The sequence below is a fragment of the Ancylobacter sp. FA202 genome, from assembly GCF_000380205.1.
Classification (GTDB): Bacteria; Pseudomonadota; Alphaproteobacteria; order Rhizobiales; family Xanthobacteraceae; genus Ancylobacter.
Window position 1 is genome coordinate 174,642 of record NZ_KB904818.1, and the last position, 19,644, is coordinate 194,285.

Annotated in this window: 18 protein-coding genes; 10 read left to right on the forward strand and 8 right to left on the reverse strand. The window is 67.2% G+C overall.

The window, feature by feature from the left end; all coding sequences use genetic code 11:
* Window positions 1-24: 24 nt before the first annotated feature.
* Complete coding sequence (gene ettA, locus A3M1_RS0100710; protein WP_018387026.1) at window positions 25-1,680, reverse strand: energy-dependent translational throttle protein EttA; 1,656 nt, start codon at window positions 1,678-1,680, stop codon at window positions 25-27.
* A 373-nt stretch (window positions 1,681-2,053) separates the two neighbouring features.
* Between ettA and otsB the strand changes: the two genes are divergently transcribed.
* The 4 genes from otsB to A3M1_RS0100730 all read left to right on the forward strand — a co-directional run bounded on the left by otsB (window position 2,054) and on the right by A3M1_RS0100730 (window position 7,146).
* Window positions 2,054-2,824 (forward strand): trehalose-phosphatase, encoded by a 771-nt coding sequence (gene otsB / locus A3M1_RS0100715; RefSeq protein WP_018387027.1) that lies wholly within the window; start codon window positions 2,054-2,056, stop codon window positions 2,822-2,824.
* Window positions 2,821-4,617, forward strand: a complete 1,797-nt coding sequence (locus A3M1_RS0100720) for a glycoside hydrolase family 15 protein (RefSeq protein WP_018387028.1) — start codon at window positions 2,821-2,823, stop codon at window positions 4,615-4,617. The genes otsB and A3M1_RS0100720 overlap by 4 nt, the downstream gene beginning before the upstream one ends.
* Window positions 4,602-6,023, forward strand: a complete 1,422-nt coding sequence (otsA, locus tag A3M1_RS0100725; RefSeq protein WP_018387029.1) for an alpha,alpha-trehalose-phosphate synthase (UDP-forming) — start codon at window positions 4,602-4,604, stop codon at window positions 6,021-6,023. Before A3M1_RS0100720 ends, otsA begins: the two co-directional genes overlap by 16 nt.
* Before the next feature lie 91 nt (window positions 6,024-6,114).
* Entirely contained in the window at window positions 6,115-7,146 is a 1,032-nt protein-coding gene (locus A3M1_RS0100730) for a c-type cytochrome (protein ID WP_018387030.1), read from the forward strand.
* Between the two features lie 94 nt (window positions 7,147-7,240).
* Here the strand turns inward: A3M1_RS0100730 and A3M1_RS0100735 are convergent, their stop codons facing one another.
* The gene (locus A3M1_RS0100735; RefSeq protein WP_018387031.1) at window positions 7,241-8,155 is read right to left on the reverse strand and encodes an aldose 1-epimerase family protein; all 915 of its coding nucleotides are present in this window, start codon (window positions 8,153-8,155) and stop codon (window positions 7,241-7,243) included.
* Window positions 8,156-8,253: 98 nt separating this feature from the next.
* Here A3M1_RS0100735 and A3M1_RS0100740 point away from each other — a divergent pair, with 98 nt between their 5' ends.
* The 3 genes from A3M1_RS0100740 to A3M1_RS27050 all read left to right on the forward strand — a co-directional run bounded on the left by A3M1_RS0100740 (window position 8,254) and on the right by A3M1_RS27050 (window position 10,170).
* Window positions 8,254-9,618 carry an MFS transporter gene (locus A3M1_RS0100740; RefSeq protein WP_018387032.1) on the forward strand — a complete coding sequence of 455 codons (1,365 nt, stop codon included), beginning with the start codon at window positions 8,254-8,256 and terminating at the stop codon, window positions 9,616-9,618.
* 72 nt (window positions 9,619-9,690) lie between these two features.
* Window positions 9,691-9,864 (forward strand): DUF1328 family protein, encoded by a 174-nt coding sequence (locus A3M1_RS25595; RefSeq protein ID WP_018387033.1) that lies wholly within the window; start codon window positions 9,691-9,693, stop codon window positions 9,862-9,864.
* A gap of 174 nt (window positions 9,865-10,038) precedes the next feature.
* A complete protein-coding gene (locus A3M1_RS27050) occupies window positions 10,039-10,170 on the forward strand; it encodes a hypothetical protein (protein WP_018387034.1) in 132 nt (43 codons plus the stop codon).
* A gap of 22 nt (window positions 10,171-10,192) precedes the next feature.
* Here A3M1_RS27050 and A3M1_RS0100755 read toward each other — a convergent pair whose 3' ends face one another.
* On the reverse strand, window positions 10,193-12,028 hold the full coding sequence (locus A3M1_RS0100755; protein ID WP_018387035.1) for a peroxidase family protein: 1,836 nt from the start codon (window positions 12,026-12,028) through the stop codon (window positions 10,193-10,195).
* A gap of 298 nt (window positions 12,029-12,326) precedes the next feature.
* Between A3M1_RS0100755 and A3M1_RS0100760 the strand changes: the two genes are divergently transcribed.
* Window positions 12,327-12,602 (forward strand): DUF2798 domain-containing protein, encoded by a 276-nt coding sequence (locus A3M1_RS0100760; RefSeq protein ID WP_018387036.1) that lies wholly within the window; start codon window positions 12,327-12,329, stop codon window positions 12,600-12,602.
* 53 nt (window positions 12,603-12,655) lie between these two features.
* Here A3M1_RS0100760 and rpoD read toward each other — a convergent pair whose 3' ends face one another.
* The gene (rpoD, locus tag A3M1_RS0100765) at window positions 12,656-14,659 is read right to left on the reverse strand and encodes an RNA polymerase sigma factor RpoD (RefSeq protein WP_018387037.1); all 2,004 of its coding nucleotides are present in this window, start codon (window positions 14,657-14,659) and stop codon (window positions 12,656-12,658) included.
* A 175-nt stretch (window positions 14,660-14,834) separates the two neighbouring features.
* On the reverse strand, window positions 14,835-16,775 hold the full coding sequence (gene dnaG / locus A3M1_RS0100770; RefSeq protein ID WP_018387038.1) for a DNA primase: 1,941 nt from the start codon (window positions 16,773-16,775) through the stop codon (window positions 14,835-14,837).
* 187 nt (window positions 16,776-16,962) lie between these two features.
* Between dnaG and A3M1_RS0100775 the strand changes: the two genes are divergently transcribed.
* Both A3M1_RS0100775 and A3M1_RS0100780 read left to right on the forward strand, forming a co-directional pair.
* Window positions 16,963-17,343, forward strand: coding sequence for a helix-turn-helix transcriptional regulator (locus A3M1_RS0100775; protein ID WP_018387039.1), 381 nt, complete (start codon window positions 16,963-16,965; stop codon window positions 17,341-17,343).
* Window positions 17,340-17,888 (forward strand): SRPBCC family protein, encoded by a 549-nt coding sequence (locus tag A3M1_RS0100780; protein WP_018387040.1) that lies wholly within the window; start codon window positions 17,340-17,342, stop codon window positions 17,886-17,888. The genes A3M1_RS0100775 and A3M1_RS0100780 overlap by 4 nt, the downstream gene beginning before the upstream one ends.
* 63 nt (window positions 17,889-17,951) lie before the next feature.
* On the opposite strand, the gene A3M1_RS0100785 is transcribed toward A3M1_RS0100780, so the two are convergent.
* The 3 genes from A3M1_RS0100785 to A3M1_RS0100795 are packed head-to-tail and all read right to left on the reverse strand — an operon-like array spanning window position 17,952 to window position 19,483.
* Window positions 17,952-18,260, reverse strand: a complete 309-nt coding sequence (locus A3M1_RS0100785; protein ID WP_018387041.1) for an AzlD family protein — start codon at window positions 18,258-18,260, stop codon at window positions 17,952-17,954.
* A complete protein-coding gene (locus tag A3M1_RS0100790) occupies window positions 18,257-18,982 on the reverse strand; it encodes an AzlC family ABC transporter permease (RefSeq protein WP_018963931.1) in 726 nt (241 codons plus the stop codon). The genes A3M1_RS0100785 and A3M1_RS0100790 overlap by 4 nt, the downstream gene beginning before the upstream one ends.
* 45 nt (window positions 18,983-19,027) lie before the next feature.
* Window positions 19,028-19,483: a GatB/YqeY domain-containing protein gene (locus A3M1_RS0100795; RefSeq protein ID WP_018387043.1), complete on the reverse strand. Its 456-nt coding sequence runs from the start codon at window positions 19,481-19,483 to the stop codon at window positions 19,028-19,030.
* Between the last annotated feature and the right edge of the window lie 161 nt (window positions 19,484-19,644).

Genomic DNA, 19,644 nt, shown 5'->3' on the forward strand with positions numbered 1-19,644 from the left:
CGCCGCCCTCCTTCTCTGTGTTGGTCAGCGCGTCAGCTTCTTGTGCTTCATCCGGTGCGGGATGATCTCGTCGACGCCGAGGCGGCGCTTCTTGTCTTCCTCGTAGTCGTGGAAGTTGCCCTCGAACCACTCGACATGGCCGTCGCCCTCGAAGGCCAGCATGTGGGTGGCGATGCGGTCGAGGAAGAAGCGGTCATGCGAGATGATGACCGCGCAGCCGGCGAAGTCTTCCAGCGCCTCTTCCAGCGCGCGCAGCGTCTCGACGTCGAGATCGTTGGTCGGTTCGTCCAGCAGCAGGACGTTGGCGCCCTGCTGAAGGATGCGGGCGAGATGCACGCGGTTGCGCTCGCCGCCCGAGAGCATGCCGACCTTCTTCTGCTGGTCGCCACCCTTGAAGTTGAAGGCACCGCAATAGGCACGCGAATTGATCTCGCGCTTGCCGAGATAGAGCACCTCATTGCCGCCGGAGATTTCCTCCCACACGGTCTTCTTGTCGTTCAGCGCATCGCGGTTCTGGTCGACATAGCCGAGCTGCACGCTGTCGCCGACGGTGATCGAGCCGGCATCCGGCGTCTCCAGCCCGTTGATCATGCGGAACAGCGTGGTCTTGCCGGCGCCGTTCGGGCCGATCACGCCGACAATGCCGCCCGGCGGCAGCTTGAAGGAGAGGTCGTCGATCAGCAGCTTGTCCCCGAACGACTTGGTGAGGCCGTTGAACTCGATGACGTTGTTGCCGAGCCGCTCGGACACCGGAATGACGATCTGCGCGGTGGTCGGGCCCTTCTCGGACGCCTTCTTCACCAGGTCGTCATAGCGCTGGATACGCGCCTTGTTCTTGGCCTGACGGGCCTTCGGGGAGGCCCCCATCCACTCCGCCTCGGAGGCGATCGCGCGCTGGCGGGCCTCGTCCTCGCGGTTTTCCTGCGCCATGCGCTTGGCCTTCTGCGCCAGCCACGAGGAATAGTTGCCCTCATAGGGAATGCCGCGGCCGCGATCGAGTTCGAGAATCCAGCCGGTCACATTGTCGAGGAAGTAGCGGTCATGGGTGACGATCAGGATCGCGCCGGGATAGCTGCGCAGATGGCCTTCGAGCCAATTGGTGGTCTCGGCGTCGAGATGGTTGGTCGGCTCGTCCAGCAGCAGCAGCTCGGGCTGCGAAAGCAGCAGCTGGCACAGCGCCACGCGGCGCCGCTCGCCGCCGGAGAGCTTCGACACGTCGGAGCCTTCCTCCGGGCAGCCGAGCGCGTCCATCGCCTGGTCGACCTTGCTGTCGAGGTCCCACAGGCCCTGGCCTTCGATCTCGTCCTGGAGGGCGGTCATCTCGTCCGCCGTCTCCTCGGAATAGTTCATTGCCAGTTCGTTGTAGCGGTCGAGAATTCCCTTCTGCTTGGCGACGCCGAGCATCACATTCTCACGCACCGAGAGGGTCGGGTCGAGCAGCGGCTCCTGCGGCAGGTAGCCGACACGCGCGCCTTCCGCGACCCAGGCCTCGCCGGAAAAGTCCTTGTCCATCCCGGCCATGATCTTGAGCAGGGTGGACTTACCCGAGCCGTTGGCACCGAGGATGCCGATCTTGGCGTCGGGGTAGAAGGAGAGGTGCACGTTGTCGAGCACCTTCTTGCCGCCCGGATAGGCCTTGGTCATGCCGTGCATGTGGTAGATGTATTGATACGAAGCCATGTCCAAATCCTGCGCGTGCGGGCGAGCCGAGATGGGGCCGCGCTGCCGCGGCGTCAAACGGTGTGGGTTGCGCGCTATGTAAACTGCGCACCGTTGAGCGGCAAGGCCGTCCCGCGAAGACCCGCCTGTCTTATGGGCTCCCCGCAGCGCGACGGCGTCGCCCCGGGGCGGCGCGCAAGCGTGCCCCGGGGCGCCAGATCATCATCGCCCGGCCGACGTTTCTGCCCATCCCGGCGCGGCCAACCGGCTTTTTCGACCAAGGTATTGGAACGCCTCTGGCCGTCGGGCGTTGACAGCTGCCGGCACACACGCCGGGCGCAACCCACTATCTTCTTACCTCAAGAAGCCGGAACCGGGCGGGTATACCGACAGCATGGCGACAGAACCAACCGAACCCCTCTCCCTGCTTCCGCGCCCCGACTGGGCCCTCTTCCTCGACATTGACGGCACCCTGATCGAGCACGCCGACCATCCCGAGGGCGTGAGCATTCCCACCGGCCTGCCGGACCTGCTGGCGCACCTGCAAGTGGCGCTGGACGGCGCGGTAGCACTGGTTTCGGGGCGCACCATCGACTGGATGGACCGCCGCTTTGCCCCCACCCGCCTCGCCGCTTCCGGCCAGCATGGGGCCGAGGTGCGCCTTGCCCCCGACGCGCCCTCCGTGCCGATTCCCCTGCCGCGCTGGCGCCAGCCGCTGGAAGAGGCGCTGAGCACCGTCCTCGCCACGTGGCCCGGCGTCTTCGTCGAGCATAAGCCGTTGTCGCTGGCGGTGCATTTCCGCGCCGTGCCGGATTTCGGCGAGGCGATCATGGACAAGGTGATGGAGATCGGCACCGGCATCGATGGCGGGGTCGAGTTTCTCAAGGGCAAATATGTCATCGAGGTCCGGCAGGCCGGCCGCAACAAGGGCACGGCGGTGGCCGAGCTGATGAACTCGGCGCTGTTCACCGGCCGCCGCCCGGTATTTCTGGGCGACGATGTGACCGATGAGGACGGCTTCCGCGCCGTCCGCGCCGCAGGCGGCCTCGCCTTTGCCGTCGGCGCCCGCCCGACCGATCAGGCCGATTTCCGGCTGGCCTCGCCGAGCGAGGTGCGCCGCTGGCTGACCGACCTTCCCAAGGCACTGGAGCGCGTGGATTCGTGAGCACCCATCTCGACCTGGCCGCCATCGGCAACGGCACCATCGCCGCGCTGATCGACCGCAACGGGCGCATCGGCTGGTGCTGCTGGCCGCGCATTGACGGCGACCCGGTGTTCTCCTCGCTGCTCGGCGGTGCCGAGCCGGAAGCCGGCTTCTTCGATGTGGTGCTGGAGGGGCAGGTCAAGGCGACGCGCCGCTACCAGACCAACAGCGCCATCATCGAGACCATTCTGGAGAACGACCAGGGCGCCAAGCTGCGGATCATCGACTTCGCCCCGCGCTTCAAGCTCTATGACCGCATCTACCGCCCCGCCATGCTGGTGCGCCGCATCGAGCCGATTACCGGCATGTGCCGGGTAACGCTGCGGCTGCGCCCGCATTTCAACTGGGGCGAACAGCGGCCGGCGCCGGTGCGCGGCTCCAACCACATGCGCTTTTCCGGCGACGACGTGACGCTGCGCGCCACCACGGACCTGCCCATCGTCTATGTGATGGAGGAACGCCCCTTCGTGCTCAGCAAGCCGGCGACGCTGGTGCTGGGGCCGGACGAGCCCTTCCCCGCCAGCATCGCCGACACCACGCGCGGCTTCGAGGAGAAGACCCGCGAGTACTGGCACGAATGGGTGCGCTACCTCTCCATTCCCTATGAATGGCAGGACGCGGTGATCCGCGCCGCCATCTCGCTCAAGCTCTGCGCCTTCGAGGAGACCGGCGGCATCGTGGCCGCGCTCACCACCTCGATTCCCGAGGCGCCGCACTCGATCCGCAACTGGGACTACCGCCACTGCTGGCTGCGCGATTCCTATTTCACCGTGCGGGCGCTGAACATGCTCGGCGCCACCCGCACCATGGAAGACTATATCCGCTACCTCACCACGGTAATCGCCTCCGAGCCCTCGGGCCGGCTGGCGCCGGTCTATTCCATCGTGCCGGGCACGCCGCTGGAGGAGCGCTTCGCACCCGCGCTTTCCGGCTTCCAGGGCATGGGACCGGTGCGCGTCGGCAACCAGGCCGGCGAGCAGGTGCAGAATGACGGCTATGGCCATGTCGTGCTGGCGGCGGCGCAGATGTTCTTCGACGAACGCCTGCCCAACCGCGGCGACAAGGCGCTGTTCGAGCTGCTGGAAGGGGTCGGCGCGCGGGCGGTGGAATTCGCCTTCGAGCCCGATGCCGGCCTGTGGGAGCTGCGCGGCAAGCGGCGGGTGCACACTTTCTCGGCTGTCATGAGCTGGGCGGCCTGCGACCGGCTGGCGCGCATCGCCCGGGTGCTGGACCTGCCCGAGCGGGCGGAATTCTGGACCGTGAACGCCAACGAGATCCGCACCCGCATCATGTCCTTCGCCTGGGACGAGACGCGCGGCTCCTTCGTCGACGCGGAGGAGGACGGCCAGCTCGACGCCAGCCTGCTGCTGCTGGCGGAACTGGGCTTCGTGCGGCCGGACGATCCGCGCTATGTCGCCACGGTGGAGACCATCGGCCGCGAGCTGAAGCGCAACGGCTATCTCATGCGCTATGCGGGCGAGGATGATTTCGGCCTGCCGGAAACCTCCTTCACCATCTGCTCGTTCTGGTATGCCGGCGCGCTCGACCTGATCGGCCGCCGCGACGAGGCGCGCGAGATGTTCACCAGCCTGCTCGCCCGGCGCAACCCGGCGGGGCTGCTGTCCGAGGACATCGACAACCAGACGTTGGAGCTGTGGGGCAATATTCCGCAGACCTATTCCATGGTCGGCCTGATCGATACCGCCATGCGTCTGTCGAAGACATGGGAGGAAGCCTTTTGGCGCGGCTCGTAATCGTCTCGAACCGGGTGGCGTCGCCGAAAGAGCGGGCCGCCAAGGCGGGCGGCCTGGCGGTGGCCCTGCGCGAGGCCCTCAGCGAGCGCGGCGGGCTCTGGTTCGGCTGGAGCGGCGAGACCGAGGTCAACCCGCCGGACGCGCCCAAGGTCTTCCGCTCCGGCCGCGTAACCTATGCCCTGCTCACTCTCGACCCGGAAGACCAGCGCGCCCATTATGCCGGCTACGCCAATGGCACGCTCTGGCCGCTGTGCCATTACCGGCTCGGCCTGCTGACCTTCCGCCGCGCCGACTGGGAGGGCTATCGCCGGGTGAACGAGCACTTCGCCCGCGCTTTGCTGCCGCTGCTGAAGCCCGACGACATCGTCTGGGTGCATGACTATCACTTCATCCCGCTGGCGGCGGAGCTGCGCAAACTCGGCTTCACGGGGCGGATCGGCTATTTCCACCACATTCCCTGGCCGACGCCCGAGGTCTATCTCAGCCTGCCCTCGCATGCGGCGCTGGTGGACGACCTCTCGCATTACGACCTTGTCGGCCTGCAGACCGAGAACGATGTGCGGGCGCTGCTGACCTATATCTCCTCCGAGATCCACGGCTGGATCGCCCCGGGCGGTACGGTGGGGCTGAAGGACCGACGCTTCCGCGTCGCCGCCTACCCGATCGGCATCGACGCCGAAGCCTTCGTCAGCGACGCTCAAAAGTCGGTCGGCAAGGACGAGGAGCGACGCCTTAACGAGAGCCTCGCCGGCCGTATGCTGGCCGTCGGCGTCGACCGGCTGGACTATTCCAAGGGCCTGCCCGGCAAGTTCGCCGCTTTCGGCGAGTTGCTGCGCAGCTACCCCGAGCACCGCTCCAAGGTGACGATGATGCAGGTGGCGCCGCTCTCGCGCAGCGAAGTCGCCGAGTATCAGGCGCTGCGCCGCGAGCTGGAAGAGCTGGGCGGCGCGATCAATGGCGAATTCGCCGAATTCGACTGGGTGCCGCTGCGCTACCTCAACCGCCCGTTCCAGCGCGCCACGCTCGCCGCCATCTATCGGCGCGCCCTGGTGGGAGTGGTGACGCCGCTGCGCGACGGCATGAACCTCGTCGCCAAGGAGTACATCGCGGCGCAGGACCCGGAAGACCCCGGCGTGCTGGTACTCTCGCGCTTTGCCGGCGCGGCGGACGAGCTGAAGGGCTCGCTGCTGGTCAACCCCTACGACATTGAGGGCATGGCGGCGGCGATGGACCGGGCGCTGACCATGCCGTTGGAGGAGCGCCGGCAGCGCTGGCGCACCAACATGGACAATGTGGAGACCAACACCATCCACCATTGGTGCCAGCGCTTCATCGACGAGTTGACCAACGTCACCGACCAGTTCGGCCCCCCCGGCGACCAATGGGGCAATGCCCGGCCGCAGTGAAACGAACCGGCGCTCGTCGAGCCCGATTGCCTTGGATATGGGAGTATGGGAGTCTGAGATTATCGGGACGCAACTCTAGTCGTCTGTGAACATGACACGTTACGGTTTTTGCGGCCTAAAGGTCATCGCCGGCTTCACCGCTGCGCTGGCATTTTCAACCCTGCTGGCCTTTGCGCAGACCGATAAACCGCCCCCCTCGCCCCGCAAGGGTATCGTCATTTGGGACGTCCCGGCGTTCGATGCCCTGCCGGATGACGAGAATGGCCGGCTCGCCCGCTATGGCCGCTCCATCATCGAGGCCACTTACGCGCATATTGGTCCGGCTGCCGCCAACCCTGCAGCCCGCTATGCCGGCAATAATCTGGCCTGCGCCAACTGCCACCTGCACGCTGGCCTGAAGAAATTCGGCCTTCCCTTGGTTGCGGCGTCCGCCGACTACCCCGCCTACAGCTCGCGGACCGGCACGGTCAGCTCGATCTTCGACCGGGTGAACCAGTGCCTGAAGCGCAGCATGAACGGACGGCCGATGCCTCGGGATGAGCGGCCGATGCAGGCGATCCTCGCCTATCTCGACGTCCTCTCGACCCATATTCCGCCCGATGCGACGATCATTGGGGCCGGAGCGGGAGCCATGCCGGAACTGGATCGCGCGGCGGACCTGTCACGGGGGGCAGCGGTCTATGCCCGCACCTGTGCGGACTGCCATCGCCGCGATGGCCTCGGCGTCCGGCGCAATGAGGCGCTGCCGAACATGGGCTATGCCATCCCGCCCTTGTGGGGCCCGGCCAGCTTCAACGATGGAGCGGGCACCGCGCGGCTGATCACGCTCGCCAACTTCGTGCATGACAACATGCCGAACGGCACCTCATGGATCGCCCCGACGCTCGCGCCGGAAGACGCCTGGGACGTGGCGGCATTCGTGCTGTCACAACCTCGGCCCCAACTGGCTGGCATTGAGCGCGATTTCCCCGACCTGCTGCTGAAACCGGTGGATGCGGGCTATCCGCCCTATGCCGACAGCTTCTCTGTGGAGCAACATCGCTTCGGCCCCTTCGCACCGATCAGGGCGGAAATCGCCCGGCTGAGGGAAACGCGCGGCGAAGTGCCCAATCCCAACCGGTGACAGAGACCACATGACGGGCGAGGCCGGGAACGTCCGGGATGCTGACGGATGATAAAGCTACATTCAATCAGCATCCCATGGTTCTGGATCCACCCTATCCCTCCGCCTCATGCGCGCCGATCAGCCGGCCGACATCCGGCAGCCAGCGGATCGCCATGGCGAAGCGCTTCGCCTCCCCCGGCGCGATCAGCGACAGGCCGGGCTTTTCCATGAACTCGGCCGGCCCGTCTTCCGGCGAGGCATAGCCGGCCCAGGGCTCGATGCACAAAAACGGCGCGCCGGGCTTCGACCAGAGGCCGAGATGCGGCATGTCGGGGAAAGCGATCTCCAGCCCCGGCTCGCCCGGCACGCCGAAGCGCACATGGTGCGAGCGCAGATCGAGGAAGATCAGCGCGTCGCGCTCGAACAGCGCATCGGTCGGCTCGAGGATCGCGTCCACCGCCGGGTTCGGCTCGGTGGCGGTGGAGAGAAGCCCGCCCACCGGGCGGTGGATGGCTTCGGCTTCCGCCTTCTCGAACACCAGCCTGTGGTCGTCCCGCGTGCCGCCATAGGGCAGCGGCCAGCGGAAGGCCGGGTGGAAGCCGACGCTCGCCGGCAGCACCCCCTCGCCGGTATTGGCCACCTCGACCTCGATGCTCAGCGTCGCCTCGGCCAGCCGGTAGGTGACGGTGAGCGAGAAGGCAAACGGGTATTGCTTGCGCGTTTCCTCGTCATCGTGAAGTGCCAGCCGCACCACCTGCTCGCTCGCCTCCTCAAGGGTGAAGGCGCGGCGGCGGGCAAAACCGTGCTGCGCCATCGGGTAAACCTTCCCGTCATGCAGCAGTTGGTCGTTCGGCAGGCGCCCGACAATGGGGAAGAGCAGCGGCGCGCGGCCGGTCCAGAAGGCCGGGTCGCCGTTCCACAGCAGGTCATGCCCGTGCCGGTCGCGCAAAGCCACCATCTCCGCGCCCTGGGACGAGATCTCGACCTCAAGGAATTCCGATTTCAGCCGCACCGCACCCTCGCTCATACCAATCCCCGTCTCGACTTCGCCCAAGATCAGGTCTAACGGGACCTTGCGGATCAACGATTCCGCGCGCCCGCCACCCTCATCGTCCGGTTCCCATCATGGCCCAGACTCTCGGCCCTGTCGCCGCACTCCTGCTCGGCGTGTTCTTTCTGGTAACCGGGAGCGGCCTGCAGAACACCCTGCTGCCTCTGCGCGGCGCCTTTGAGGGCTTCAGCGCGATCAATCTCGGCATATTGGGATCGAGCTATTATCTCGGCTTCGTCGTCGGTTGCCTCGCCGTGCCGCATCTGGTGCGCCGCACCGGCCACATCCGCGCCTTCGCCGCCCTCACCTCGGGCGTGGTGGCGGCGATGATGGCGCACCCGCTCTTCGTCGACCCGATCTTCTGGTTCGTGCTGCGCGCCATCACCGGCTTCTGCTTCGCCGGGCTCTATCTCGTGATCGAGAGCTGGCTCAACGACCGCGCCACCAACCAGACGCGCGGCTTCGTCATGAGCGCCTATGTCATCGTCGACTATGCCGCGCTGACCGCCGGCCAGATGATGATCACCCTCTATCCCGTGCGCAGCTTCGACCTGTTCGCCATCGCCGCCATCCTGTTCTCGCTCGCCACCCTGCCGGTGGCGATCGGCTCCAGCACCCAGCCGGCCCCGATCGAGACCGCGCGCATCCGCCTGCCGCGCCTGTTCCGGGCGGCGCCGGTGGCGATGGTCGGCTGCTTCGCCATCGGCCTCACCAATGGCTCGCTCTGGTCGCTGGGGCCGATCTTCGGCATAGGGCGGGGACTGACCTCGGACGGCGCCGCGACCTTCATGAGCGCCGTCGTGGTGGCGGGTGCGCTGGCGCAATGGCCGATCGGCTATCTCTCCGACCGCATGGACCGCCGCCGCATCCTCGCCGCGCTGCTGGTGGGGGCGCTGCTGGCGGGGCTGGCGCTGGGGGCGCTGCCTTTCGATCTTCTCGGCCTCAGCCTGCTCGGCATGGTCTATGGCGCGCTCTCGCTGCCGGCCTATTCGCTCGCCGCCGCCCACGCCTATGACCGCACCGCCCCTTCCGAGGCGGTGGAAACGGCGGCGGGGCTGCTGCTGCTCTATGGCCTCGGCTCGGTGGTCGGCCCGGCGTTGGCGGCGCTCGGCATGCAGCATTACGGACCCGGCGCGCTGTTCTTCTTCACCGCCGGCGCCTATGGGCTGCTGCTCATCTTTGTGCTCTGGCGCGTCCTGCTGCGCGAGAGGGGGCGGCAGGTCGACACCAAGAGCGAACCGATCGCCTCAGCGGCGACCGGCACCGTGCCCCGGCCGGACAAGGAGCGCAGGGAGGCACCGCTGGCGCGGCTCAAGCGCTGGCGCCGCGCCTCTTCGCCCGCCCCGACCCGCCCGGCCCCGACCAAGCCCGCACCGGAAAGCCCGGCAACCCGCGAGGACTTCCCTTCCGCGCAGGACGGACGTTCCGACGGCGCCTGAGCCACGCGGGAACCGATGCCGCGTGCGTGCGTTGATACCGCACCCGCCACCCGCGCCTCCGGGGACTTAAGCATGATCAAATACGCCGTGATCTTCCTGGTGATTTCGATGATCGCCGGCGGCATCGGCCTGACCGGCGTCTCGCAGCTCGCCCGCAAGATCTCGCTGGTTCTGTTCGGGCTGTTCTTCCTCGGTTTCCTGCTGCTGATCGGCTTCGCCATGCTGGTCGACCAGGCGGTCTCGTAAAGAGATCACGCGCCCAGCCTGTCGCCGGCAGCGGCCCAGTTCACGCTCTCACCCAGCAGCGCCTTGATATGGGCCGTGCACATCGTTCCACGCGTAGCGCCGCGCGGTTTGACCTAGCGCAAGGCGCCGGCCGGCCGTGGCGCTAAGCTCCTGGAAAATCAGCAGGAGGATGCCATGCCGACCGAGACCCTGTTTTTCGTCGCCGCCATCGTGATCGCCTTCAGTGGCTTTGCCGCCACGCTGGCCTATGTCGAGGCCTCGACCAAGGCGGTGCGCCGCACCAACCACCCGATCCCCGGGGAGTGAGCGGCAGGCGCCACCGCCCCGGTCAGCCGCCCGCCACATCGGCCTCGATGTCGGACGTGTCGTCGGTCGGCGGGCATGGGGAAGGCAGCACCGGCCTGACCTCGTCCTGCGTGACGTAGCGAACCAGCTGGCTCATGGTGAAAATGTCGGCGGGGCCGGCCACCGGCTTGTCCCAGTACAGCGCCGAGTTGGTGTCGAGCACATCCTCGCCGGTCGGGCGGTGGGTGTTGAACTCGCCCAGCAAAGTCCCTGCCATCGCAGCGATGGCCGGGGCGCGGACGGGCGGGTTGCGCGGATCGTCGACAATGTCGACCGACGCTTCGAGCAGCGCACCGATCAGCGTCTCGGCGACGATGTAGCCGCCCACCGGGCCGAGTTGCGGTTTCCCGGCGAGGACGGCCGCATCCTGCAGCATGTAGAACCACAGCGGCGTGTTCCACAGCAGCGACGGCTCCAGCGCGAACAATTCGTCGAACGTCGCGAAGTCTCCCTTCGGAAACAGATCCTCGCGCCCCAGCGGCTGGATGAAGCCGTAGACATCGGCCAGCTGGCCGGCAACCGACTGGCCGGAGGGCAGCCCGAAATCGACGCCGCGACGCAGGTTGCGCTCGGCCAGAGATTGCGGCGGCTCGCCGATGGAGGGCGGCGGCAGGCGGAAGATGGCGGGCGGCAGATGGGCGTCCAGCGGTTCGCCATGCTGCGGGACCGGGTGGACCATGCCGGCCGCATCGGTGAAGCTGGCCGAAGGCGCGACCTGGAAGAAGAGCCGCCAGTCGAGATGGAAGTCGCGAACCTCCAGCGTTCCCGTAGTGGGATCGACGCCATGGGACAGCAGCGGCTGGTCGCCGCGCAGGTCGAGCCCGCGCCGTGAGGTATCGAACAGCGCAACGCCGAAACCCTGGCGCAGGAAATAGAAGTTCCGCAGCTGCGTGTGCCCCAGTCGGAACACGGCATGCGAGAACTCCACCGGAATGGCCACCGCCTGCGCGATCACCTTCTCAGCGACCCCGAGCGCGCGCAGGATGCCGTCATTGCGCGCGTTCATCGCCTGGAACAGCGTCTCCTGGCGGGCGAACTTGGCCAGCACGGCGCGGATGTGGTCGGCCTGGACGATGCGCGGGAGATAGTCGAACAGCACGATGCGGCGATAGACCTCCTCCACCTGCCGGCGCGTGTCCTTGAAGGCGAGGCTGCTCGGGGCGCGGGGCGCGCCGGTGCGGGCGGCGTGGATCTTGTTGTGCAGGCGCTCGAACAGCAGGTGAACCTGCAGGATGAGCTTGTTCTCATCATTGCGCGGATCGGCGATGAGGCGCTTGTTGCGATACCCATTGCCCCGCCAGATGTCGGGCACGACGTTGGCATCGGGCACATAGCTTTGCGCTGTCGTGCCAGGGCCGGGCTGGTAGAGCAGGAACAGCCCGTCCTTGTCATAGAGTTCGGGCTGCGGCGCGCCCAGCAGGCCATAGACCGAATCGAGATCGAGCTTGCCCGAACGACCATTGGTGGTTGAGGGCAGATCCTGCGTCGGGTCGCGCACATCCTCAAGAACATGCTGGCGCTGGCCGATGGTAGGGTTCTGCGGGATGATGCCGAAATCGCGGCCTATCACCCGGAACTCGGTCAGGTCGTGGTCGATGAACTGGCCGAGAAAGGTGAAGCCGGAGAGATTGGCCGGCTTACCGCCTGCCGGCAGCGGCGTCAGCCGGTGCAGCGGCCCCATCGGCCCCGCGAAGAGGGCAAGGGCCAACGAATTGTACTGATGATCCTCGGACGCGAACAGCCGTCCGAAAGGCGCCTTGAGCCCCTCCGGGGCGAGCGTTTGCGGGTTGATGACGTCAACCCAGCCGTGATGCGACATGTCGACCCCCCAGTTATCTCTAAGGGGGTAGGCTAGCACCGATCTACATTGTTACAACTTTAAATTTAGATAACACCCGCTTTGATTGCATACACTGCCCAACGGCGTGGAGAGCGACACCTCGACGGAGCGCTCGGCGCCGCCTCTGGCAGCGGGCGCGCTTTTGCGCTAGAGAGCGAAGGCTGACATGAGTTCAGCCGTAAGCGTCCAACGTCAGGCAACGCATCCAACCCGGTTTCGGCCGGCCGGATGCGCGTGGCGGTCCGGACCAGCCGAGACCATCCGACGAGGATGGCCCATGCCAACACCCGCTTCCCCAAACCCCACGCCCCCTTCCCGCAAGCTGCCGGCGCGCTACGGCGCCATCGTCCTGCCGTTCGTGCTGTCGGTGCTGATGACCTTCGTGGTCTCGGCCATCGCAACCCTGCGCAGCCTCGGGCCCGGCCCCGACTTCCTCGCCACCTGGCCGGTCGCCTGGGGCCTGTCGTGGCTGGTGGCCTTTCCCACCCTCCTGCTCGTGCTGCCGATTGTCCGGCGCATCGTCGGCCTCGTGGTGGAGGCGCCCAGGCGCTGACACAAAAGAAAAGGCGGCCCAAAGGCCGCCTTTTCATCCCGAGACGGTGTTTCTCAATTGTCGAGGAAGCTGCGCAGCTTGCGCGAGCGGCTCGGGTGCTTGAGCTTGCGCAGCGCCTTGGCCTCGATCTGGCGGATACGCTCGCGCGTCACCGAGAACTGCTGGCCGACCTCTTCCAGCGTGTGGTCGGTGTTCATGCCGATGCCGAAGCGCATGCGCAGCACGCGCTCCTCGCGCGGGGTGAGCGAGGCCAGCACGCGGGTCGTCGTCTCGCGCAGATTGGACTGGATCGCCGCGTCGATCGGCAGGATGGCGTTCTTGTCCTCGATGAAGTCGCCGAGATGGCTATCCTCTTCGTCGCCGATCGGCGTTTCCAGCGAAATCGGCTCCTTGGCGATCTTGAGGACCTTGCGCACCTTCTCCAGCGGCATACCGAGCTTTTCGGCCAGCTCTTCCGGGGTCGGCTCGCGGCCGATCTCGTGCAGCATCTGGCGCGAGGTGCGGACGATCTTGTTGATCGTCTCGATCATGTGCACCGGAATGCGGATGGTGCGGGCCTGGTCGGCGATCGAGCGGGTGATCGCCTGCCGGATCCACCAGGTCGCATAGGTCGAGAACTTGTAGCCGCGGCGGTACTCGAACTTGTCGACCGCCTTCATCAGGCCGATATTGCCTTCCTGGATCAGGTCGAGGAACTGCAGGCCGCGGTTCGTGTACTTCTTGGCGATGGAGATGACGAGGCGCAGATTGGCCTCCACCATTTCCTTCTTCGCCTGGCGGGCTTCCTTCTCGCCCTTCTGCACCATCTGCACGATCTTGCGGAATTCCTGGATCTCCAGCCCGGTCTCGGTGGCCAGAGCGTGGATTTCCGAACGCAGATCCTTGATGCCGTCGAGCTCCTGCCCGACAAAGCCCTTCCAGCCGCGCGAGGTCAGGTTCTTCACCCGGGCGACCCATTTCGGGTCGAGCTCGGAGCCCTGGTACTGGCGCAGGAAGTCCTCGCGCGAGACGCCGAAGCTCTCGGCCAGGCGCATCAGCCGGCCTTCCAGCGACACGAGGCGCTTGTTGATGTCGTAGAGCTGCTCGACGAGGTTGTCGATGCGCGCCTGGTTCAGCGACAGCGACTTCACGTCGACGATCAGCGCGTCCTTCAGGCTCTTGTATTTGCGGTCCTGCGAGGGCGAGAGGCTCTCGTTCTTGAGCTTGGACTCGACGTTCTGGTCCTGCAGGCGGCGCAGCTTCTTGTAGGCGTCGGCGATGCGGTCGAAGGTTTCCAGCACCTTCGGCTTGATCTCGGCTTCCATCGCCGCCAGCGACAGGGAATTCTCCATGTCGTCGTCATCGTCGCCGGCAATGGTCTCGCCGATGGTCGGCTCGCGCTCTTCCTCGGCCTCGGGGGCCAGCGTGCCGCCGCCCTCGACGATCGGGCCGTTCTTGGCCTCGGGGCCGGCATAGGTGGCTTCAAGATCGATGATGTCGCGGAGGAGCACCTTGCCCTCCACCAGCTCATCGCGCCAGATGATGATGGCCTGGAAGGTCAGCGGGCTCTCGCACAGGCCGGCGATCATCGCCTCGCGGCCGGCTTCGATCCGCTTGGCGATGGCGATTTCGCCCTCGCGCGACAGCAGTTCGACCGAGCCCATCTCGCGCAGATACATGCGGACGGGGTCGTCGGTGCGCTCGCCCGGCTCGGACTTGGTCTCGGAACGGATGACCGTGCGCGAGCCAGTCTCGGCCAGCTCGCCGCTGGTCTCTTCCTCTTCCTCGGCCGCCTCGGGCGCGGCTTCCTCGCCCTCCGCCTCAGCCTCGGCCTCCTCGGCCTCGACGACATTGATGCCCATCTCGTTGAGCATCGCGTAGATGTCCTCGATCTGGTCCGAGGTGTTCTGTTCGGAAGGGAGAACCTCGTTCAGCTCGTCATAAGTCACGTAACCGCGCTTCTTGGCGAGCTTGATCATCTTCCGGACGCCAGCGTCCGAAAGGTCCAGCAACGGGCTGTCCGGGGTGTCGCCTTCCTTCTCGGGGGCTTCCGTCGCTTCCGCTGCCTGCTTCGCCATGCGTGTGTGCTCCTCAAGCGCCAGCGACCTGCGTCCCGGCGTGCGATGGCGGCCCTCGCGGAACCACCCTTCGATCGTTCAACCCGGCGTCCCGCACAGTGCCCGGCACGAGACACAAACAGGGCCACGCGCACCACGCGACTGAAGACGCGCGGGCGTGCAGCCCGATGGGACCTTACATCGACCGCGCCGGGCGACCCGACGCAGCGCCGAACCCCTCTACCAAAGCTTCGGTTCCGTCAAGTGCCGCGAGCTGCCTTTGTACGTCGAGAAACCGCGCCCAGTTCATGTCGGTGGGTTCTTCGGCCAGCCGTTTCTCGGCTTCTTTCAGGTCCTTAGATAGGGCGTGCCCCCGCCGGTGCAAGACCAGACGCTGGTGCCACCACAGCTCGACATCGACCCGGCCGGCATCCGAGAAGGCCGGCCAGTCGTGCCGCGCCACCGCCAGGCGGCTCAGCCGGTCGACCAGCGGTGCCAGCCCCTGCCCCTCCAAACGCGCCGCCAAAGTCTCCGGCGCCTCGGTCTCGCCCTCCATATGGGCGTCGAGCAGCACCCGGCGCAGATCGGCCAGTTCCCGATGCTGCAGATGCAGGTCGGAAAGTTCCTCGGCGCATTGGTCGATCAGCCAGGGATGGTTGATCAGGGCGAACAGCAGCAGCGCCTCGTTGCGCGGCATGTCAGCCGCCGCGCCGCGCACCAACGCCGAGCGGCGCATGGTCTCGCTCGCCCCGCGCCCCGCCAGCGGCCGCCCGGTGCCGGGCCGGCGCCCGCCCTTTGCGCCGGCACGCCCGGAATAGCCGGAATAGTCATTGGCCGAGCGGCGTCCGCCCTCACCGCCCCCGGAAGCGGGGGCGAACAGGCGGCGGAAGCGGTCCATCAGCTCGGCGCGGTAATGTTTGCGCACCGTCTCGTCGCCGATCACCTTGACGATCTCGCCGATGCGCGCCTCCAGCGCCGCGCGGCGCTCGGGGGTATCGACGCTCGCGCTCTCGATTTCCCGCGCCCACAGCACATCCGCCAGCGGGCGGGCCTGCGCCAGCACCGCGTCCACCGCCTCGCGGCCGCCGGCCCGCACGAGGTCGTCCGGGTCCTGCCCCTCCGGCAGCAGGCCGAAGGAAAGGCTCACCCCGGGCTTGAGGTGCGGCAAAGCGAGGTCCATCGCCCGCCAGGCGGCGCGACGGCCGGCCTTGTCGCCGTCGAACAGCAGCACCGGCTCGGGCGCCATCTTCCACAAAAGCGCCAGCTGTTCCTCGGTCAGCGCCGTGCCGAGCGGGGCGACCGCCCCGGCAAAGCCGGCCTCGACCAGGGCGATGACGTCGACATAGCCCTCAGCCGCGATGACGGCGGCGCCATTATGGGCGGCCGTGCGGGCGTTGAAGGCGTTGTAGAGCAGCGCGCCCTTATGGAAGAGCGGCGTTTCCGGCGAATTGAGGTACTTCGCCGGCACGTCCTTTTCCAGCGCCCGCCCACCAAAGGCGACCACCCGCCCGCGCAGATCGGTGATCGGGAAGATCACCCGATCGCGGAAGCGGTCATAGGGGATGGCAATGTCCTCGGCCGCGATCAGCAAACCGGCCTCGACCATGTCCTCCACCGGCACGCCGCGCCCGCCCAGCGTTTCCTTCAGCGCGAATCGGTCCGGCGGGGCGTAGCCGAGGCGGAAGCGGGCCTGCACCGAGGGGCCGAGGCCGCGATCGGCGAGATAGCCGCGCCCCTTGGCACCGGCGCGGCCCTGCAACGTCGCCTCGAAATACTGCGCGGCGAGTTCCATCACCTCGTGCAGCGTCTTGCGCCGGCTCTCGCGCTTTTCCTCCTCGCGCGACTGAACCGGCATGGCGAGGCCGGCCATGGAGGCGAGCCGTTCCACCGCTTCCGGGAAGGGCAGGCCTTCGGCCTCCATCAGGAAGTCGAACTGGTCGCCATGCTTGCCGGAGGAGAAGCAGTGATAGAAGCCCTTCTGGTCGTTGACATAGAAGGACGGGGTCTTCTCCGGGTTGAACGGCGACAGGCCGCGCCATTCCCGCCCCTGCTTCTTCAACGGCACGCGCTTGCTCACCACCTCCGACACCGGGAGGCGGGCGCGTATCTCGTCGAGGAACGAGGGCGGAAAGCGCATGGGAGATTCGGTCCTTCGGTCGAAGCGCACCTTCTAGCAGGCAAGAGGCGGGCCGTTCGCGGGCGTCTGGCCTGTGAGGTGGCGGCGCGGCGCTGATCCCGCAATCCCCGCAATTCACCGCGGAAAAATATGACGACACTAAACCAATCGGTTGACATTCCGGCTCGACGCACTGATATTAAACCTTATGGTTGAACATCTACTCATCGCCGACAGCCGACTTGATCACGTCTTCCACGCCCTCGCCGATCCGACGCGGCGGGCGATGCTGCAAAGCCTTGCTTCCGGCGAACGCACGGTGAGCGAACTCGCCGAGCCCTTCGCCATGTCACTGGCCGGCGCCTCAAAGCACATCAAGGCGCTGGAGGCTGCCGGGCTGGTGGCACGCGACATCAGGGGCCGGCAGCATCTGTGCCGGCTCCAGCCCGGGCGCCTCGCCGAGGCGCATGAATGGCTGAGCTTCTACGAACGCTTCTGGACCGAGCGCCTCGACGCCCTCGACGCCCTGCTGCGACAGCCCGAACCCGACATAGTGCCTCCATCTGAACCCAAGGGAGACGACGCATGAACACGCACGCCGCGAATGGATATGCCACCCGTCAAGCTGCCGACACTCTGCGCTTCGAGCGCCTTCTGCCCGGCCCGATCGAGCGGGTATGGGCCTATCTCACCGAGCCGGAGAAGCGCCGGCTCTGGCTCGCCGACGGACCGATGCAGCTGGCGCCCGGCGGTGCGGTCGATCTCGTCTTCCGCAATGGCGAACTGGGCGGCGACGAGCCGCCGCCGGAGCGCTTCGCCTGCCATTCCGGCGAATTTCACAACAAGGGCGTGGTGATCGCCTGCGAGCGCAACCGCCTGCTGCGTTTCAGTTGGGAAGCCGGGTCGCCCTCCGAATCGGATGTCACGTTCGAACTCGCCCCGCGCGGCGAGCGGGTGCTGCTTACCGTCACCCACCGTCGCCTCGCCACGCGCAGCACCTTGCTCGGCGTCGCTGGAGGCTGGCACTCCCACCTCGCCCTGCTGGAGGCCGAGCTGGACAATGCCGCGCGCCCGGCTTTCTGGCCCCTCGTCGCCCGCTACCGGGACGAATACGAACAGCGCCTGCCGGAATAAGGCGAGCACCAGGAAATCGGCCGGGGCCAGCCCCGGCCGATGCCGCTCAGGCGTCCCCAGCCCTCAGCTGGCTCCCATATAAGCGCGCCATAGCGCCGCCGCGAGGATGCCGAGGGCGATGGCCGGCAGCGCCTTGCGCAGCACCAGCCGGGCAAGGATGGCGACGCCGACCGCGACATAGCCCTCCGGCCCGCCGCGCACCGTCGCCGGCACGACAAGCGCCACCAGCACCGCCCCGGCGAGATAGCGCAGGAAATTCTCGGTGCGGGCCGACATCGGCACGAAGCCGACCAGAAAAATGCCGCCCGCCCGCGTCGCATAGGTGACGAGCGCCATGGCGAGGACGACGAGGAGGGCCTGCGAGGTGTTCATGACCGCTTCAGCTCGTCTCGGATGAGGCCGGCGAGGCCGCCAGCCAGCCCGCCAACCATCACGTGCCAGTTGGGCGGCAGGAACCACACAGCCCCCATCGCCGCGACGCCGGCCACCAGCCAGGGCAGGTCATCGACCCGTCCCCGCCGCAGCCCCACCAGCGTGACGGCGAAGAAAGTGACCAATACGAGGTCGAGCGCATAGGTCTTCACATCGTCCAGCGTCAGCCCGCCGGCCACCGCGCCGATGATGGTCGCCGACACCCATGTGGCCCACATCAGGGCGCCGCCGCCGACGAGATAGCCGAGGTCGCGCTCGCCCTTGCGCTCGGCGGCGATCAGCGCCGCCCAGTTGAGATCGCTGAGCAGCGTCATCGCGCCATAGACCTTCCACGGCGAAAGCCCCCGGCACAGCGCCCGCAACGAGGCGCCGAGCAGGATGTGCCGCGCATTGATGGCGAAGGTGGCCACCAGCAGCGGCAGCCACGGCACCGGGCTCGTCCACAGGTCCAGCACGGCGAACTGCGCCGCGCCGGCGAAGACGGCCATGCTCATCAACGCCGCGATCCAGCCTTCCAGCCCGACGCCGCGCGCGGCAATGCCGAAGGCGATGCCGAACACGAAGACGGGCGGCAGGACGGGAAGAATCGCCCGCGCCCCGCGCCAGCATCCCGCCAAAGTGAGCGTGGCACCGGGCGGGTGCGGTTCGGAGGCTGGCGGCATGGCGGGGCTACGCGCTGAAAGGGTGTGTTGGGCCGGCGTCGCCGCTCACGCGGTGAGCAGCGCCTTGACCGTGCCGCTGGCCTTGCCGAAATCCATCACCCCGGTATGCCGCTCCTTCAGCGCCGCCATGGTGCGGCCCATGTCCTTGAGGCCATGGGCGTTGATCTCAGAGATAACGGCGGCGATGGCGGCTTGCGCCTCGGCTTCGCTCATCTGGGCGGGCAGGAAGGACTGGATGACGACGATTTCCTCGCGCTCCTGGGTGGCGAGATCGGCGCGGCCGGCTTCCTCATAGACCTTCGCCGATTCCTCGCGCTGCTTGATCATCTTGGTCAGCAGGCCGAGCAGTTCGTCGTCGGAGAGCGGGTCCTTGCCATGGCCGCGCGCCTCGATGTCGCGGTCCTTGATCGCGGCATTGACGAGCCGCAGCGTGCCCAGGCGCAGCTTGTCCTGCGCCTTCATGGCGCTTTTCAGCGATTGGTTGATCTCGTCGCGCAACACGGCTCAAGCCTTCCTGCAATCCGCGAGACGGCGCGCCAAAACCCCGAGAAACCGGGCCGCACGCCACTCGCGCTCCAATGGATATCGCCCCGCGCTTTCCGGGGGTCGCCGCGCGGACCCGGACGCGCCGCCGCCGGTTCCGGCGCAGCCATCCGCAAATC

Coding starts and splice junctions, on each gene's coding strand:
- ettA (WP_018387026.1), bottom strand. CDS start 1,680: ATGGCTTCGTATCAATACATCTACCACATGCACGGCATGACCAAGGCC.
- otsB (WP_018387027.1), top strand. CDS start 2,054: ATGGCGACAGAACCAACCGAACCCCTCTCCCTGCTTCCGCGCCCCGAC.
- A3M1_RS0100730 (WP_018387030.1), top strand. CDS start 6,115: ATGACACGTTACGGTTTTTGCGGCCTAAAGGTCATCGCCGGCTTCACC.
- A3M1_RS0100735 (WP_018387031.1), bottom strand. CDS start 8,155: ATGAGCGAGGGTGCGGTGCGGCTGAAATCGGAATTCCTTGAGGTCGAG.
- A3M1_RS0100740 (WP_018387032.1), top strand. CDS start 8,254: ATGGCCCAGACTCTCGGCCCTGTCGCCGCACTCCTGCTCGGCGTGTTC.
- A3M1_RS25595 (WP_018387033.1), top strand. CDS start 9,691: ATGATCAAATACGCCGTGATCTTCCTGGTGATTTCGATGATCGCCGGC.
- A3M1_RS27050 (WP_018387034.1), top strand. CDS start 10,039: ATGCCGACCGAGACCCTGTTTTTCGTCGCCGCCATCGTGATCGCCTTC.
- A3M1_RS0100755 (WP_018387035.1), bottom strand. CDS start 12,028: ATGTCGCATCACGGCTGGGTTGACGTCATCAACCCGCAAACGCTCGCC.
- A3M1_RS0100760 (WP_018387036.1), top strand. CDS start 12,327: ATGCCAACACCCGCTTCCCCAAACCCCACGCCCCCTTCCCGCAAGCTG.
- rpoD (WP_018387037.1), bottom strand. CDS start 14,659: ATGGCGAAGCAGGCAGCGGAAGCGACGGAAGCCCCCGAGAAGGAAGGC.
- dnaG (WP_018387038.1), bottom strand. CDS start 16,775: ATGCGCTTTCCGCCCTCGTTCCTCGACGAGATACGCGCCCGCCTCCCG.
- A3M1_RS0100775 (WP_018387039.1), top strand. CDS start 16,963: ATGGTTGAACATCTACTCATCGCCGACAGCCGACTTGATCACGTCTTC.
- A3M1_RS0100780 (WP_018387040.1), top strand. CDS start 17,340: ATGAACACGCACGCCGCGAATGGATATGCCACCCGTCAAGCTGCCGAC.
- A3M1_RS0100785 (WP_018387041.1), bottom strand. CDS start 18,260: ATGAACACCTCGCAGGCCCTCCTCGTCGTCCTCGCCATGGCGCTCGTC.
- A3M1_RS0100790 (WP_018963931.1), bottom strand. CDS start 18,982: ATGCCGCCAGCCTCCGAACCGCACCCGCCCGGTGCCACGCTCACTTTG.